Origin of the sequence: Bacillus sp. 41-22 (assembly GCF_025809295.1) — a bacterium.
GTDB classification, from domain to species: Bacteria; Bacillota; Bacilli; order Bacillales; family Bacillaceae_G; genus Bacillus_A; species Bacillus_A mycoides.
Map to the genome: position 1 here is coordinate 4,720,840 of NZ_CP084035.1, position 16,626 is coordinate 4,737,465.

Below are 16,626 nucleotides of genomic sequence, written 5' to 3' on the forward strand. Positions count from 1 at the left end.
GTTTCTGCTTTTTCTACTATATATTAAAAGAACTTCAATTTACCTTTTTTAAGAACTAATAAAGGTCCGCCTAGTAAGAATAAGTAACGGTTGTCGATTACTTTCTTCATGAATGAAGCTTTCCAACCTGTTAACTTTTTACCCATAACAACGCCCATTGCATCGTCATGACCTAATGAACATACAGATCCTTTATTATCAAATGCGAACTTTTTCATTTCACCTTTGCCACGAACTAACACAGTTAAATTGTGTGCAATATTATAACCTTCTTGAATTGCAATCTGTGCTGTTGGTGGGTATGGACGGTTAATCTCTTCGTTGATGATTAACGCTGCATCACCAACCATGAATACATCTTCATGACCTGGAGCGTGCATGTACTCATCCACTTTAATACGTCCGCGCATTGCTTCAAATCCAGACTCTTCCACAATACCATTACCACGAACACCTGCAGCCCAAACTACAGTTTCAGATTTAAGAAGTTCAGTATCATCACCGTTGGCAACGATAATACCTTCTTCAGTTGCTTCCTTAATTGCTGTACCGATGCGGAATTCTACACCTTTTTTCTCAAGTTGTTTTACAGCGTACTCTACTAATGCTGGATCGAAACCAGGAAGTGCTGTTGGAGCAGCTTCTACACAGATGATACGTGCTTTTTCACGTGGAACATCGTACTCTTTGCAAAGTTCAGGAATACGATTTGCAAGCTCACCTACGTACTCGATACCAGTAAATCCAGCGCCACCAACAACGATTGTTACTAACTCATCACGTTTTTCAGTCGCATATTGAGCGAATTTTTCTTCCATATGCTCACGAATTTGACGAGTTGCATTAATGTTAGTGATTGAGAATGCATGCTCTTTTAATCCTTTAATTCCGAACGTTTCTGATTCGAAACCAAGACCGATTACTAAGTAATCATACTCTAATTCACCATCTTTTAAGATAATACGTTTTTCAGCAGCTTTAATCTCTACTACTGTATCTTGTACAAAGTTCACTTTATTTGTATCGATAACGTCTTGAATATCTAGACAGATTTTATCATCTTGTAATGTACCAGCTGCACTCTCATGTAACCAAGTTGCTTGGTAGTGATAGCTGTTGTTGTTTACTAACGTAATTTCAGCTTCACTTACAGATAATGTTTTTTGCAGACGAACAGTCGTAATCATCCCGCCATAACCTGCACCTAAAACTACGATTTTTGGAGTCTTCACTAAATCACAACCCTTTTCTTTATATAATAGTAATAAAAAATAATACCAAGTACTAAAAACTCTATTTGTCAAGAATGTGGAATTTATCACATTCTATATCATAACAAAACGCAGTCAAAAAATCGTACGAAATTTGTCATAGAAATTTAACATAATACTTCCCTATATTAGTCGGTTTCATTCCATAATTCAAGCACCTAGAGAATTATCGATATTTTAAAATAACATAGCGTTTTCAAGGGTTTTTTAGCCTTTTTTTCATGTATTTTCCTTCCGTTGTATTTTATACGATTCTAAAACATCTATACGCAAACTTACTTATTATTCAGTCGTTTTCAGAAGTATTATTAACTGAAATATGCTATCATTTATTTGAAAGTGTCATCATTTGCAGGATTTTCGTGTACATATGAACAATATATGAAATCAATATTAAAATTCCATCTATAGGGGGAATGAAAGTGACAGAAAATCAAAAAGTTTACGACATAACGATTATTGGTGGTGGCCCAACAGGACTATTCACTGCATTTTATGGCGGAATGAGACAAGCAAGTGTAAAAATCATTGAAAGCTTACCTCAACTTGGAGGGCAATTATCCGCACTATATCCCGAAAAATATATTTATGATGTAGCTGGATTCCCAAAAGTGCGTGCACAAGAGTTAGTTGATAACTTAAAAGAGCAAATGAAAAAGTTCGATCCAACTATTTGCTTAGAAGAAGCTGTTGATACGCTTGAAAAACAAGCTGACGGTATATTTAAACTTGTTACAAATAAACAAACTCACTACTCTAAATCTGTCATCATTACTGCTGGCAATGGTGCTTTCCAACCACGCCGCTTAGAATTAGAAGGCACAGCAAAATATGAAAAGAAAAACTTACATTATTTCGTTGATGATATGAATAAATTTGCTGGAAAACGCGTCGTTGTATTCGGCGGTGGTGACTCAGCAGTAGATTGGACAATGATGTTAGAACCGATTGCGGACAAAGTTACAATTGCTCATCGCCGCGATAAATTCCGTGCACATGAACATAGCGTAGAAAGCTTAATGAATTCCCGTGCAGAAGTAAGCACACCTTACGTTCCAGTTGAACTTATCGGTGATGATACTATTGAACAAGTTGTTCTTCAGCACGTAAAAACAGAAGAAAAAATTATCATCGATGTTGATGACGTAATCGTAAACTACGGCTTCGTTTCTTCACTTGGTCCAATTAAAAATTGGGGCTTAGATATTCAAAAAAACAGCATCCTCGTGAACTCAAAAATGGAAACAAATATTCCTGGCATTTACGCTGCTGGTGACATTTGTACATATGAAGGAAAAGTAAAACTCATTGCTTGCGGCTTTGGTGAAGCACCGACAGCAGTAAACAATGCAAAAGCTTACTTCGATCCAAACGCAAAACTTCAACCAATGCATAGCTCAAGTATGTTTTAATATAGAAACGAAAAGAACTCCTTTTACATGAAAGGAGTTCTTTTCATACTCTCTCTTTTTCCTAACTAAAATACATCGCAATTTGATAAAAAACACTACTTCTTTCCAAAATATGTTACAATAAAACAGAACGTACGTTTCGTTTAATAAAGGGAGGTTTTATTAATGAAAGAACCTATTATCGTAAAAAAAGAAGCTTTCCAAGCAATCGGTGTTTCTATTACAACTACAAACGAAAAAGAAGCATCAAATGAAGGAAAGATTCCGGTGCTTTGGAATCGCTACTTCCAAGAAAAAATCATGCATCAAATTCCAAATCAACAAACAAAAGAAACATTCGCTTTCTACTCAAACTACGAATCGGATGAAACTGGTACATATCAATTTACTATCGGCATGCCTGTTTCTTCATTAGAAGAAGTTCCTGAAAATATGACAACCTTAACAATACCTGCTGCTACGTATGCGGTATTTACAACGAGAAAAGGTCCTGTGTCTGAAGTCATTTGTGAAACTTGGGAATATATTTGGCAATGGTCGAAAGAAAACACACGTGCTTTTACAGCAGACTTTGAGCTTTATGACGAAAATGCAGTAGATCCAAATAACGTACAAGTGGATATTTATATTGCTTTAGCGTGAATGACAAAAAAGAAGATACCCTTTGGTATCTTCTTTTTTGTCGTTAAATAGCCACTGTGCAAATTCATTATTATTGTCTACAATGAGAAAGTGCAGTATAGAAATATTAGAAACTGTATAAAGTGAAACTATACTCAGTGGGGGTTTTGTTCATCCCCCACTGAGTATTAGCCTTCACCAATCGGGCGTTTACGGGCAGCCCGACTCCCGCCTAACTTCTTTGCTCTAGCCAAATTTTGAGGTGGGAGTTTTACTGCCCGTTAACGCGGGATAAAACGATTGTTAATAGGTTTTTCAGTCTAAAATCGGTACATAGAAAGGAAGCAATATGGAGGAACTACAACAAAATAAATCTGCTTTAGAAGGAAGCGGAAAACCGTTATTAAAAAATACGAATTTCCTTTTTCTTTGGGCAGCTACTCTCTTTTCAAGCTTTGCTTTAGCCTTTTTTACTTTTTCACAAACATGGTACATAGCAAAAACATTAAACCTTGAGGCTTCACTCGGTATTGTTTTCGTGGCTCTTAGTGTTCCAAGGCTCATCTTTATGATTATCGGCGGAGCATTAGCTGATAAATTCCCGAAAAAAAATATCATGTTTTACTCTAATATTATTCGCGCTATTCTTGTCGCAACTATTCTCACCTGGTTCATCGTCGGTGATGTAACACTATATACATTTGCTTTATTCGCATTGTTCTTCGGACTTGCTGACGCTTTCTTCTGGTCAGCAGATGGATCTATTCTGCCTGAACTTGTAGAAAAGAGCCGTTTAACACAAGCAAATTCACTTACTCAAATGACAAACCAAGCATCTGTCATTTTAGGACCTGTACTTGGCGGTATTCTCATTAAATTTACGAACTATGAAACAATTTTTTCAATTACAATCCTGCTACTCATTATCGCTGCAATACTCGTTCAAAAAATACAATTTACCGTACCCGAAAAAAATGAAACAGATAAAGGCATGTTTACTTCTATTAAAGAGGGAATTTTATATGTAAAAGAATCACCATTTCTTTCAACTTTCCTTATATGTAGCGCCTTTTTAAACTTATTTTTAATCGGCCCAATGCAAGTAGGATTTCCGCTCTTCGTAAAAAACGTTCTGCACGGTGATTCACTTCAGTTTAGTTACTTAGAAGCGTCTGTTGGCGGCGGGATGGCGATAGGAGCTGTCATTGTCGGATTAAAAAATATTAATCGTAGACGTGGACTATTTTGCATTATCATGATGCTACTGTCTGGTGTATTCTTCCTAGCCATCAATTTTAGCACCGTACTTTGGCAAGCGTTATTAGCTGGAATGTTTTACGGTATTACAATCGCAATGGCAATTGTTCCACTTATGGCGATGATTCAGTCGACAGTAAAAGAAGAAATGATGGGACGCGTAATGAGCCTACTCATGCTTTCATCGATGGGATTCATTCCGCTCTCTTACGCATTTACATCGCTTGCACTTGGAATCGGCATTCCAATTGTAACGGTTATGAAAAGCGGTGCAATCGCTGTTATCGTCTTTGTACTATTTGTAGCAATTCGTGTTCCAGTTGTAAGAAAGTTCGATTAGCTCTTAGAGTCATGTATTATATGCATGACTCTTTTTTAAATGGATCGAATAACGGTATTCCCTTACTTCTCCTTAATGCCGCTCCCCACTCTAATCCAATTTCTAAAAATAAATCTCGCATCGTACTATACAATAGTGCTCCAACATCTTTACGAATTTCTCCGTACTTATACGCTCTCACAACACTTTTCACCCGCCAAATTAAATTTCCATACGCTTCTTCATCAGCTAATATCCCCTCTAATAAAGCACCTTGCTCTAGTAATCCGCTCTTTTTATAAGCAAGTTCCACCTTACTCCAAAATATATTAATCTTCTTCGGATTACTCGTCATCGGCACCAGTGCGTATATAAAAGGCTTCGGTATATCGTGACGACAATACGTTTCATCAAGCTCGTACGTTACTTTTCTTTTCTCTTTTATTTGTGGAATGTTTTTAGAAAGAATTGTTTCCCCCTCATTTTTTTGCTCGTTTCCACTACAGCCATCTGTACGATCATCACTTTCACATGCGGACATTTTCATACGGTCATCCATGCGGTCAATTGCAGATTTAAGAAATACATATAAGTTTGCACTATATCCCCCGCGCTTATATCTTTCTTTTGTTGCAATACGTTTTATAATCCCTAGTTCTTCTAACTTTGCAATCGAGCGGCGTACCGTACGAATACTCTTTCCAACATTTGTAGCAATCGTCTCCATTAACGGACAAGCAACTCCCACTGTTTTCTGTTTCTCATTCACTGCATACTTTCCTAAAAAATGAATAATGATAGAATCCGTTTTATTCAATTGAAATCGATAGCACTTCAAAACTTGTTTTTGATATGTATTAAACTCTTCTTTACTTCGAAATTGACTATATGGTTTCATTAAATTATATAAGCTTCCCATTTTTATCACCTCACTTATAGGTAAGAAATAGGAAGAGAAATTGGCGTGATATTTAATATTTTTTATCCCGCATTAACGGGCAGTAAGACTCCCACCTCCAGATTCGGCGAATGCGAGGAGGTTAGGTGGGAGATCAACTGCCCGTAAAAGCCCGATTGGTTCAACTAATAATCAGTGGGGGATGGACAAAACCCCCACTGATTAAATTTTCACTTTATTGGAGATGAAAATATGATTGTAATTAGTGCTTGTTTAGGTGGTATCGCTTGTCGTTATGACGGTAACGATAATCTCGTTTCACAAATAGAAGAGTTATTACAAAGGGAAGACACCATCCTCGTTTGTCCCGAAGTATTAGGCGGTTTACCAACACCACGCCCTTCTGCTGAAATTATCGGCGGTAATGGCGATGATGTTTTAGATGGAAAAGCAAAAGTAATGACGAAAGAAGGACAAGATGTCACGGAAGCTTTCGTGCGTGGTGCTTATAAAGCATTAGAACAAATAAAAGATTTAAACCCAGAATATATAATTTTAAAAGAACGCAGTCCATCTTGTGGTAGTTCTACTATTTACACAGGGGAATTTAACGGCAATAAACAAACTGGTTACGGAGTGACAACTGCTTTATTTAAAAGACACGGATTTAAAGTCATTTCAGAAGAGGATTTTGAAAGTAAAAAAAGGAATTGACCCTGTTCGTCAATTCCTTTTACATCTGTCTTATTTCACACCTAATTTTTCTTTCACTTTCGCAGGAAGCTCGTCCTTTTTCACTTCTTCCCAAGCAGTTACACCTTTTTCATCTGAGTGGAATACACGCAAAAATGCTTCTTTACGAAGATTTTTCGCAGCGGTAAATTCCATTTCTTTTTCTTTACCATCCTTATCAAATGCAGGTAGCTTATACTCGAATGATTTGTGCGGCTGACCACTATCAGCTTTTTCATTCTTTTCGATTCCATCAGTAGTAATTTGAACGTAGTACTCATCTTTACCCATACGGTTTAAATCACAGCCAACTAATAGACTTGCAAATACAACTAAAATACTAAAAAGTGCAATATATCTTTTCAATTCCTTCACCTCATATGTTTTTCTTATATTGTTATCTTAAGGCCTTCGCTTTAAAGAAGAAATTCAAAAACATGACATAAACATTACACTTTTGTAAGATAGTAAATTAAAACTTTAATCAGTGTTTTTTCATTGAAAACGTTATTGACACTCATCTAGCCTAGTCATGACAATCTATTAACGCCAATAACGTCTTCCACGCCAATTTTTCCACTTGTCACGAATCTTATCACGTAATTTCCTTATACCGCTTATTACACCCTCTATTACGCACTCTATTATGATATCTATTACAATGTAACTTACAAATTTAGTTATAGGTTTAATCACATATCTCCCTACGAATTCAAAAACATCGTCAATCTTGCGTCCCCTCCCGCTCGTACAAAAAACTGCTACTTCCCATTCTTTTTGCGCAATCTACGTTCTGTTACAACCGCTGCGCCTACTGCAGTAGCTATCAACAAAAATAGTACGGCGATAGCGTCCACAATGAGGCTATTGAATTTGGACAAAACCCCAACAAATACTAACGCTATCGTTAATACTGCTAGCATAATTATCGTTATCTTATCTTCGTTCATCATTGTCCTCTCCGATTACTCACGGTTCTCTCTCCAAGACTTTATAAAGCCACCGACAACTTTACTGCAATTGTTCCCGTAATTAATTTATTATCGTTGTAATCCATCTTCTACTACCTGCGTAACAGTTCCATTTGGTTCGAAGATTACACGTAATGTTCCTTCGCCGCCATAACCGGTATAGCCGTATACTGAATACGATTTATATTTCTCAATCATACGTGGCTGTCCAATCGCAGCTTTTACTTGATTCGCAGGCATACCTTTTTTGATTTTCAAATAGTGATTATAGTCTACTTCCGCCGAATCGTTATTTACATCTTTATACCACGGTACGCGGTCGTTTTTTTCTTCATATTCCTTTATAGGCTCTTCACTGCTTTTCGTAGATACCGGACTCTCTTTATCCGCATCCCTTATAGCAGTGCGTTCAATATTCACAACGTAACCATATGTATTTAATTCAACCATAATTTCATATGTACCATCCGTATCCTTTTCAGTATAAAACACGCGTTTTTCCTTGTTATTATAATGTTTTATGTTCTCACCACCGTAGTTAATCTTGTTAAGGATATCCGTATATGTCATGCCTTCCTCAATCTTTTCGGCTTCGTCACGAGAAATATAACGCTTCTGTGACGATGTAGCGTCCTCATATTTAATGCTGTCACGTTCACTCGTAGTCATAGGGGTTTCCTTCTGTTCTTTTAGTACTTCCGCTTCCGATTTCACTTGTTGCTTTGCTCCCGCTTTTGTTAACACGTCTGTATCGTTAGAACAAGCTCCAAATATTGATGCTGTAACCAACGTCATCCCTAATACCAGTACTTTCTTAAATGACTTCATTGTAATTCCTCCGGTAGTTTTTAATTTCTAGTAATCAGCGTATTTTAATTAATATGGAACGAGTCAGTTCTATACAATTTGATATGGCCTGCACCTTCATGCATCCTCTTTAGCCTTCTTCTTGCATATATTCGTTATCTTTGTCATGCTCTTTTTCTTTTTAGCGCAAAAGAAAAGACCTTCCTAACGATTTGGTTTCATCGCTAAGAAGGTCTTTATATGCAACCTACCCATTCAATTTCCACTTAGAATAAAGGGATGAAAAAACTTAGCAATCTTCTGGCTTACCAGCATTCGTCGCTGTACGGAAAGATGATCCACATCCGCATGATGCGATTGCGTTTGGATTGTCGATTGTGAATCCGCCGCCAAGCATAGATTGCTTATAGTCAACTTTCACTCCCTTTACAATCGGAGCACTTTCTTTATCGATAACAAATTCAACACCGAAAAACTCAAGAACTGTGTCGTCTTCTTTTGGTTCTACTTCAAATCCTAAGCCGTAAGAAAGACCACTACATCCGCCGCCATGTACAGCAAGGCGCACGTACTTCTCTCCATCTTCAGCATCTTTTAACATATCTTTAATTTGAAAAGCTGCTTGTTCTGTTACTTCAATCATGAAATACACCATCCTTTCTGTTCTCATTCTATTATACATCTTTACGCTTCTATCTTGTACTCATACACTCCGCGGCAAATTATTTCCGCAGGTCCTTTCATTAATACATTTCCTTCTTCTGTCCATGCGATCATTAAGTCGCCGCCTGCTAAGTGAACCGTAATTTCTTTACCGTGTTCCATTTTCCCATTTAAAATTGCCGCAACGACAGCTGCGCATGCTCCTGTCCCGCAAGCTTGTGTTACACCAGATCCTCGTTCCCAAACGCGGAAATTCATCTCTTCATCATTCAAAATCTCGATGAATTCAACATTCACTCGCTCTGGGAACATTTCATGCGTCTCAAGAACCGGTCCTAACGTTGTAAGAGGCGCTTTTTCTACATCATCAACAAAAATAACCGCATGTGGATTCCCCATTGAAACAGCTGTAAATGCATAACGGTGATTATTGTATAAGAAGTTCTCACGAATAAATGGTGTCTCTCCTTCACCAAGCATCGGTATCTCTTCACGTGTTAAACGAGGTGCTCCCATGTCGATTTTCGCTAATGTAACTTTGTCATCTTCTACCGTTACTTCTGCCGTAACAATACCCGCTAACGTTTCAATTGTGAAAACTTTACCTTCTACCAGTTTATGCTCATACGCATATTTCGCTACGCAGCGTAAACCATTTCCACAGCTCTTTCCTTCTGAGCCATCGTTATTAAACATGCGCATTTTTACTGGTGCCACGTCAGAAGGACAAATTAAAATCATTCCATCTGCACCAATACCAGTATTAATATTTGAAACCTTTTCCGCTACAATTGCTAAATCTTCTTCTCTAATTTGTTCCTCAAACATATTTACATATATATAACTATTTCCAAGACCATGCATTTTTGTAAAAGAAAATTGGCTCATTTTTATTCACTCCAAAAATAATTTATTATTTCAAGTATAAAATGCATGCTTTTAGAACACAATATGAATGTCCCCCGTTTCTCATATTTGACAGTGTTTTGGCAATAAGCCGTTCTTACACAAATCGTGTAAGAAAAAAGCCCTTCTAAAAGGGCTTTTTTTTTCGAAATAAACACTCCTAGTAAAGTGAAACTTTAATCAGTGGGGGGACGGGCAGCAGGGCTTCAACCTAACTTCTTTGCTTCAGCTGAATTTTGAGGTGGGAGTCTTACTGCCCGCAAATAGCGGGATAAATGAAAAAAGAAAAACGTTGCCTGTTTGCAACGCTTTAAAACATTGGATTTTCATCCATATAATCATATACATTATTTACAAGTTCTTCTACTGTTGCACCTTGTACCACTTCACCATTTACAAGTGCAAATGGACCTTCAAAACAGATGCCACAATATCCTAAACAACCATATTCCATTACGTCTAAATTAGGATCTTTTTCTAATTTTTCTAAAGCTGCTTGCGAACCGCTTGCAAGGTTACCTACACAAAATTCGATTAATGGTTTAATCAAAACTCTCTCCCCCCTGTATCTCTAAACAAATTACCATTTACTTTATATGGTATGTGCATACCTAATTTGCGAAACGGATAAGTAACCCTCTCTACTTGTTACCATTCCACTTTATTTATAAGAAGAAAACTAAGCTGTTTCTTGTTGTTTTCGTTATATATTCTAAACTATTTAGTTACTTCACTATTTCACTTCATAATAGATGGTCTTCTTTATATAACATACTACTCATAATGAAATAGTAAATAGTAACTAGAAAATGAAAACCACTTACTTTACTTTTCTTCTTATTGTACAACAGAGTATTCATTCATGCATTGTTATTTGTTCACAAATTCGATATAATTTGATTGTGTAAAGTCAAAATATTTTATTAATATAAAATTGTATGATTAGGGGATATTTCAACAGAAAAGGGGTAATCCATCATGAAACACCTCGTACTACTAGGTGGTGGCTACGGTGGAATGAGAATTCTGCAGCGGCTACTTCCAAGCAACCAACTTCCAGATGATGTACAAGTGACATTAATCGACAAAGTACCATATCATTGCTTTAAAACTGAATATTATGCATTAGTTGCGGGTACAATTTCAGAAACGCATATTCGCATACCGTTTCCTGAGCACCCACGTCTCAATATTCAATACGGAACAGTAACAAATATTGACCTCGAAACGAAAGCCGTTCATCTCGATGGCGGTGAAACGATTCAATATGATGATTTAATTATCGGGCTTGGCTGTGAAGATAAATATCATAACGTTCCTGGGGCAAAGGAATATACACATAGCCTACAATCAATTGAACAAACACGTAAGACATATGAACAATTAAATAGCTTAGAACCAAATGCAACAGTAGCTGTCGTTGGGGCTGGTTTAAGCGGCGTTGAAGTGGCAAGTGAACTTCGCGAAAGCCGGTCGGATTTAAAAATCTATTTATTTGATCGAAAAGATAGAATTTTATTCCCATATCCAGAGAAATTAAGTAGATACGTAGAAGAATGGTTTGTAAAACATAAAGTTACCATTATACGAAACTCTAACATTACAAAAGTGGAACCAAACATTGTATACAACCATGATGAACCACTTGAATGTGATGCAATCGTCTGGACAGCTGGTATTCAAGCAAATGAAGTTGTTCGAAACCTTCCAGTAGAACAAGATGGTAGCGGACGGGTTGTTTTAACGAAATATCACAATATTCCAAATAACGAGCACGTTTATGTCGTAGGAGATTGTGCAGCACTTCCACACGCACCATCTGCTCAACTTGCTGAAGGTCAAGGAGAACAAATTGTCCAAATATTATTAAAACGTTGGAATAATGAACCCCTTCCTGATGAACTGCCTGTTATTAAATTAAAAGGTGTTCTCGGTTCTCTCGGCAAAAAACATGGATTTGGTTTACTAGCAAACCAACCATTAATGGGACGTGTACCGAGATTATTAAAATCCGGTCTTCTTTGGATGTACAAATATCATAACGGTTAATACTTTAAAGGCTGCCTACATAGTAGACAGCCTTTTTCTATTCATTTTTTGTAACTACTCAGTCATTCTATGAAAAACCGACAAAAAAGCATTTTTTTAAATGGTCGAAAGGGACTGGCTATGTATAGGATCCGTCAGTGCCTTTTCCTGCCACGCGCAAAGTTTTAAAACAAAGAAAAAAGATGTTCCTTCTAAAGAGACTTTATTTTTCTATTTTTCTCTCTTTTTGATACGATATAACTAGAATCAGAAAGGAGCAATTTATGTTTATATTAAAAGACATCACATATAAAGATATTCTACACATTCCTTATTTACAGATTCAAAAAGAAAAAACAACTTGTATTATCGGTGAAAGTGGTAGTGGTAAAAGCACATTACTTCGCATGTTAAACGATTTACAATCACCAACATCTGGCACAATTGAATATAACGGAAAATCTATTTTAGATTATCCTCCCATTCAATTACGCCGTGAAGTTGTCATGCTCGGACAAACTCCGCCTATTTTTGATGGAACAATTAAAGATAATTTATTAATGGGGCTTCGATTTTCTGAAAAGCCATTTCCAAATGACGACGCCCTGCAAGGCGCATTAACGACTGTTAGCCTAGATAAAAAATTAGAAGATAACGCCTCTTCTTTATCAGGTGGCGAAAAACAAAGACTTGCTTTCGCTCGTATTATACTAATGGATCCGCCCGTCTATTTATTAGATGAACCAACTTCTGCGCTAGATGGTGACACAGAACGCCGCGTTATGAAACAATTTACTATGCTAGCAAGAGAAAAGAAAAAAACAGTTATCTTCATCACGCACTCGCAACAACTTCCAGAAGAAATCGCAGACGATATTATTGAAATTAGTAAAACAAACGGTGCAACTAGAAAGGAAGTGCTATCAATTGAAGGGCGTTATTGAACTACAAATTTGGCAACTTGCAGCTGCATATATTTTCATCCTTATTTTAATCGGGCTTGTGAAATTAAAAGGAATACCGCGTGAGAAACAAATTACAATTGCTACATTACGTATGACAATTCAGCTCGTACTAGTCGCATATGTTCTTACATACATATTTGAAAATAGTAATCCGTTTTATACAATAGCTCTCATTACTTCTATTACTACCTTTGCGATTTTCAATATTTATAAACGAGTTAATATTCCAATGTCAAAAGAATTAAAACGAGTAGCTGCCCTCTCCATGATTGCTGGATCAATTGGCCCTCTTCTACTATTTATTTTTGTCATTATCGGACACGATCCTTGGTATGCTCCGCAGTATATCGTTCCTATTGCCGGCATGCTAATCGGTAATGCTATGACAGGTATTTGCCTCGGGGCAAACACCTTTTTAAACAGTATGAAATCACAAAGAGACCATATTGAAGGTGCACTTATGCTTGGCGCAACTCCAAAACAAGCAGCTGCTCCGCTCATACGGGACGCTTTCGATTCTGCTATTTTACCAACAATTAATTCCATGGTCGGAATGGGAATTATAAGTCTTCCAGGCATGATGACAGGACAAATTTTATCCGGTGTATCACCATTTACAGCTATCCAATATCAAATTGCGATTATACTTGGCATTTCTGGAAGTACAGCTTTCTCTGTTATTATCTTCTTACAGCTTGGGTATAAAACGTTCTTTAATAAGCGGTGCCAGTTGAAAGAAGTTGAAGTACAATCATAAAAAAGACGCTCTGCAAGTTACTTACAGAGCGTCTTTTTTCTTTGCTAATCTTACGCTTTCTTAACGAACTGTGATTTTAACTTCATAGCTCCGAAACCGTCGATTTTGCAATCAATATCGTGATCTCCCTCAACTAGACGGATACTCTTTACTTTCGTACCAATCTTTACAACTGAAGAAGTTCCTTTTACTTTTAAATCTTTAATTACAGTAACAGCATCGCCATCTTGAAGAACGTTTCCGTTCGCATCTTTTACAACTTTTGCACCATCATTACTTTCAGCTTCCGCTTCTTGACCCCACTCATGGGCACATTCTGGACATACGAAAAGAGCGCCATCCTCATACGTATATTCTGAATTACATTTTGGACAATTTGGTAAAGTAGCCATAAATTCATTTCCTCCGTTCATTATTTATACGTAAAAATCAAATCGAATTTTTACATGTCGATAAATAAAATTTGTATAGCATTTCTTTATACTGCCATAGTCTCACGTTATTGACAAGCCTACCTCAAATTCTCATTTTTTATTGTATTTTACAAAATTTCAATTAGTATGGCGTTTGTTTACTAATGTTTTTCTCTTCTTGTTACATATCCTTTCTCATAAATAAAAAGAAGAATCTTCATTAGGCTCTTCTTTTTGCGATACATCATTATCTATTTATATTAATACCAGGCATTTTCTTCAATATAAAATTGATACTCTTCTGCTTCTTCTTCATTTAACTTTTTATCGTTTAAATAAATTTCTTTCCATTCAAATCTCTGTTTATCTAAATACACAGCGAACTTAACCTTTACATCCTTTTTTTCCTCATAATCATAACCAGTAAATTCTACTATATCAAAACGTCCTTCTTTTTTTACATACGTCCATTTTGGATCATCAGTAAAAACTTCCAATGTAATCCCTTCATCACTTAAACGAACTACATCTTTTATATTTGGTTCCGTCGGTAAATACGATAACCCATAACCAGCTGCACCAAATACTACAAATAATAACGCATTTAATCCAAGCATAATCCCAACATGAGTGCCACCCTTTGTTTGGAAGTAATAATTGTGTTGTGCATCAGATAACTCTTTTGCCTTATGTAAAACACGAACTGTATGCTTGTAATATAAACGATTCCCTTGCCATCCAGTAAATAGCATAGTTCCGAAATAAACAATAAAATCGATCCACATCGGGATATCTATAAAAACAGAGGTAATTAAAGTAGGAACTCCTACTAATGCAATAATAATAAATAATTTATACATTTTGCGATAAGCTAACCACAATAATGGGAAGAAAAAGGCTATCCAGTTCCAACTATTTCCCTTCTCGGGATCTTTTGCTTTCCCCCACTTAAAGTCGTAATATGCAGTATTATTTCTCACAACTTTATGTAACTCTTTAGGAGCTATCGCTTCCTGTAAAACAGTGTCCTTCACGTACATCATCCTTCTCTTATTTCTATATAACTTTATTGTATATCTATAAAAAGAAGGAATCTAACAAAAAATAGTTATATTTCATAAAAATGAACAAAAATCGAATACATTCCGACAATTATCCATTCTATATTCCATTTTACTATTAAATATATTAGAATACTCATATATAAGATATTTAATACACTATGTTAAACATCTTGTATATTCGCAAAAAAGGATGTATCAAAATCATTTTGACACACCCTTCTCCTATTAAACTACTATTGTAATATGACCTAGCCTAAAATCTCGACTTAAGAGACTTCACAAATTAGCTCTCTACTATTTCAAACATATTTCCACTTACACAACTATCCCACATTACCCTTCACTTTCTCACTAACATCTTCTATACGCTTAGCTATACATTCTGGCTCCCAATCTCCCTCACCATGCATAGCTGTATAAACCGGACAATTCTCATCATTACTATCTACAAAGATCGGGTCTCCGAGATACGAATCTATCCCAATTACAATCCACCCGTCTTTCCAATCTCCCTCTTCATTTCCGACTAAGCTTTGCCCTCCCTCATCAAAGTTATAACCAAGTTGTCCTTCTTCTATTTCTTCACTATTAAATAATTCGATTGTCATAGGTTCAAATTCACACTCTAACTCAATTTCATTATCCTCAGCGCGATCTACATGTGCTAAAAGTTGTTTAATTTTATTGTGGTTAATCATAAGATTTTCTCCCTCTATTGCGCAATTTTTTAATTAACTATAATATACAAAATAAAGTTTAGAAAACTATTATTTGAGGTGACCAAATATGAAGACTACACTTTGGGCAGAAGATGACTATTTAAAATTAGCACCTATTAACGACGAACTAATAAAAAAAGCAGAAGAAGTACTAAACGTAAAGCTCCCAGAATCGTACATAAATCTTCTAAAAGAACAAAACGGAGGAACTCTTCGATTAGATGCTTATCCTACTTCAGAGCCAAATTCTTGGGCAGACGATCACGTTAATGTTTCTGGATTATATGGCATTTCTTTTGATGAAAATGAGTCTAGTATTTTAGAGAGCCATTATTTAATTCAGGAATGGGACATGCCTGAGAATATCGTGCTTTTATCTGGTGACGGACATACGTGGATTGCACTAGACTATCGAAACGTAGCTGAAAATCCTCCAGTTATATTTATCGATAATGAGTTTGAGGAAATTATTGAATTAGCACCTAACTTTGAAAGTTTCTTACAAAATTTAACTACATACAATTATGATGAAGATGAAGAGTAAACCTATCTCTAAAGGAGTGCGCAATAGTGCAAGATTTCATTATAAAGTGAAACTTTAATCAGTGGGGGTTTTGTTCATCCACCACTGATTATTAGCCTTCACCAATCGGGCTTTTACGGGCAGTTGATCTCCCATCTAACTTCTTTGCTCCAGCCGAATTTTGAAGTGAGAGTCTTACTGCCCGTTAATGCGGGATGAACATCAAAAAGAACAGTCTATTGCATAATGTTTCACATGAAACTATCCATATTTTAGATTATCTTTCGACTTCTCATTCCT

20 protein-coding genes are annotated in these 16,626 nt (G+C 36.3%); 8 read left to right on the plus strand and 12 right to left on the minus strand.

All coding sequences use genetic code 11. The features are described 5' to 3' along the window. Window positions 1-23 precede the first annotated feature (23 nt). Window positions 24-1,232, minus strand: a complete 1,209-nt coding sequence (locus tag LCF45_RS24360; protein WP_263894339.1) for an NAD(P)/FAD-dependent oxidoreductase — start codon at window positions 1,230-1,232, stop codon at window positions 24-26. 461 nt (window positions 1,233-1,693) lie between these two features. Between LCF45_RS24360 and LCF45_RS24365 the strand changes: the two genes are divergently transcribed. From LCF45_RS24365 to LCF45_RS24375, 3 genes are all read left to right on the plus strand, one after another. Continuing rightward, window positions 1,694-2,683 (plus strand): NAD(P)/FAD-dependent oxidoreductase, encoded by a 990-nt coding sequence (locus tag LCF45_RS24365; protein WP_002129707.1) that lies wholly within the window; start codon window positions 1,694-1,696, stop codon window positions 2,681-2,683. A 165-nt stretch (window positions 2,684-2,848) separates the two neighbouring features. Then, window positions 2,849-3,325 (plus strand): GyrI-like domain-containing protein, encoded by a 477-nt coding sequence (locus LCF45_RS24370; protein WP_263894340.1) that lies wholly within the window; start codon window positions 2,849-2,851, stop codon window positions 3,323-3,325. Window positions 3,326-3,653: 328 nt separating this feature from the next. Beyond that, entirely contained in the window at window positions 3,654-4,901 is a 1,248-nt protein-coding gene (locus LCF45_RS24375; protein WP_003192140.1) for an MFS transporter, read from the plus strand. A 16-nt stretch (window positions 4,902-4,917) separates the two neighbouring features. Here LCF45_RS24375 and LCF45_RS24380 read toward each other — a convergent pair whose 3' ends face one another. Then, window positions 4,918-5,799, minus strand: coding sequence for a helix-turn-helix domain-containing protein (locus tag LCF45_RS24380; RefSeq protein WP_078203759.1), 882 nt, complete (start codon window positions 5,797-5,799; stop codon window positions 4,918-4,920). Between the two features lie 231 nt (window positions 5,800-6,030). Between LCF45_RS24380 and LCF45_RS24385 the strand changes: the two genes are divergently transcribed. Then, window positions 6,031-6,492 carry a 2-thiouracil desulfurase family protein gene (locus LCF45_RS24385; protein ID WP_002089319.1) on the plus strand — a complete coding sequence of 154 codons (462 nt, stop codon included), beginning with the start codon at window positions 6,031-6,033 and terminating at the stop codon, window positions 6,490-6,492. Window positions 6,493-6,522: 30 nt separating this feature from the next. Here LCF45_RS24385 and LCF45_RS24390 read toward each other — a convergent pair whose 3' ends face one another. The 7 genes from LCF45_RS24390 to LCF45_RS24420 form a co-directional block, all read right to left on the minus strand. After that, window positions 6,523-6,876, minus strand: coding sequence for a YxeA family protein (locus tag LCF45_RS24390; RefSeq protein WP_078203758.1), 354 nt, complete (start codon window positions 6,874-6,876; stop codon window positions 6,523-6,525). A gap of 177 nt (window positions 6,877-7,053) precedes the next feature. Beyond that, entirely contained in the window at window positions 7,054-7,239 is a 186-nt protein-coding gene (locus LCF45_RS24395; protein WP_078203757.1) for a hypothetical protein, read from the minus strand. A 32-nt stretch (window positions 7,240-7,271) separates the two neighbouring features. After that, window positions 7,272-7,463, minus strand: coding sequence for a hypothetical protein (locus tag LCF45_RS24400; RefSeq protein WP_016120988.1), 192 nt, complete (start codon window positions 7,461-7,463; stop codon window positions 7,272-7,274). Between the two features lie 87 nt (window positions 7,464-7,550). Next, window positions 7,551-8,309, minus strand: coding sequence for a hypothetical protein (locus tag LCF45_RS24405; RefSeq protein WP_263894341.1), 759 nt, complete (start codon window positions 8,307-8,309; stop codon window positions 7,551-7,553). 268 nt (window positions 8,310-8,577) lie between these two features. Further along, window positions 8,578-8,931: a HesB/IscA family protein gene (locus tag LCF45_RS24410; protein WP_078206626.1), complete on the minus strand. Its 354-nt coding sequence runs from the start codon at window positions 8,929-8,931 to the stop codon at window positions 8,578-8,580. Between the two features lie 41 nt (window positions 8,932-8,972). Beyond that, on the minus strand, window positions 8,973-9,839 hold the full coding sequence (gene dapF / locus LCF45_RS24415; RefSeq protein ID WP_002015893.1) for a diaminopimelate epimerase: 867 nt from the start codon (window positions 9,837-9,839) through the stop codon (window positions 8,973-8,975). A 328-nt stretch (window positions 9,840-10,167) separates the two neighbouring features. After that, the gene (locus LCF45_RS24420; RefSeq protein ID WP_002015892.1) at window positions 10,168-10,407 is read right to left on the minus strand and encodes a YuzB family protein; all 240 of its coding nucleotides are present in this window, start codon (window positions 10,405-10,407) and stop codon (window positions 10,168-10,170) included. A 428-nt stretch (window positions 10,408-10,835) separates the two neighbouring features. Here LCF45_RS24420 and LCF45_RS24425 point away from each other — a divergent pair, with 428 nt between their 5' ends. The 3 genes from LCF45_RS24425 (at window position 10,836) to LCF45_RS24435 (ending at window position 13,607) form a co-directional block, all read left to right on the plus strand. Beyond that, window positions 10,836-11,906, plus strand: a complete 1,071-nt coding sequence (locus LCF45_RS24425; RefSeq protein WP_002015890.1) for an NAD(P)/FAD-dependent oxidoreductase — start codon at window positions 10,836-10,838, stop codon at window positions 11,904-11,906. 263 nt (window positions 11,907-12,169) lie between these two features. Continuing rightward, on the plus strand, window positions 12,170-12,829 hold the full coding sequence (locus LCF45_RS24430; protein WP_002129718.1) for an ABC transporter ATP-binding protein: 660 nt from the start codon (window positions 12,170-12,172) through the stop codon (window positions 12,827-12,829). Further along, window positions 12,813-13,607, plus strand: a complete 795-nt coding sequence (locus tag LCF45_RS24435; protein ID WP_002129719.1) for an ABC transporter permease — start codon at window positions 12,813-12,815, stop codon at window positions 13,605-13,607. Before LCF45_RS24430 ends, LCF45_RS24435 begins: the two co-directional genes overlap by 17 nt. A gap of 50 nt (window positions 13,608-13,657) precedes the next feature. On the opposite strand, the gene phnA is transcribed toward LCF45_RS24435, so the two are convergent. From phnA to LCF45_RS24450, 3 genes are all read right to left on the minus strand, one after another. Continuing rightward, the gene (gene phnA, locus LCF45_RS24440; RefSeq protein ID WP_002089332.1) at window positions 13,658-13,999 is read right to left on the minus strand and encodes an alkylphosphonate utilization operon protein PhnA; all 342 of its coding nucleotides are present in this window, start codon (window positions 13,997-13,999) and stop codon (window positions 13,658-13,660) included. A gap of 281 nt (window positions 14,000-14,280) precedes the next feature. Continuing rightward, a complete protein-coding gene (locus tag LCF45_RS24445) occupies window positions 14,281-15,054 on the minus strand; it encodes a DUF2628 domain-containing protein (protein WP_002166528.1) in 774 nt (257 codons plus the stop codon). 353 nt (window positions 15,055-15,407) lie between these two features. After that, on the minus strand, window positions 15,408-15,782 hold the full coding sequence (locus LCF45_RS24450) for a hypothetical protein (RefSeq protein ID WP_263894342.1): 375 nt from the start codon (window positions 15,780-15,782) through the stop codon (window positions 15,408-15,410). 88 nt (window positions 15,783-15,870) lie between these two features. Between LCF45_RS24450 and LCF45_RS24455 the strand changes: the two genes are divergently transcribed. Beyond that, window positions 15,871-16,347, plus strand: coding sequence for an SMI1/KNR4 family protein (locus LCF45_RS24455; protein WP_078203755.1), 477 nt, complete (start codon window positions 15,871-15,873; stop codon window positions 16,345-16,347). The last annotated feature ends 279 nt before the right edge of the window (window positions 16,348-16,626 follow it).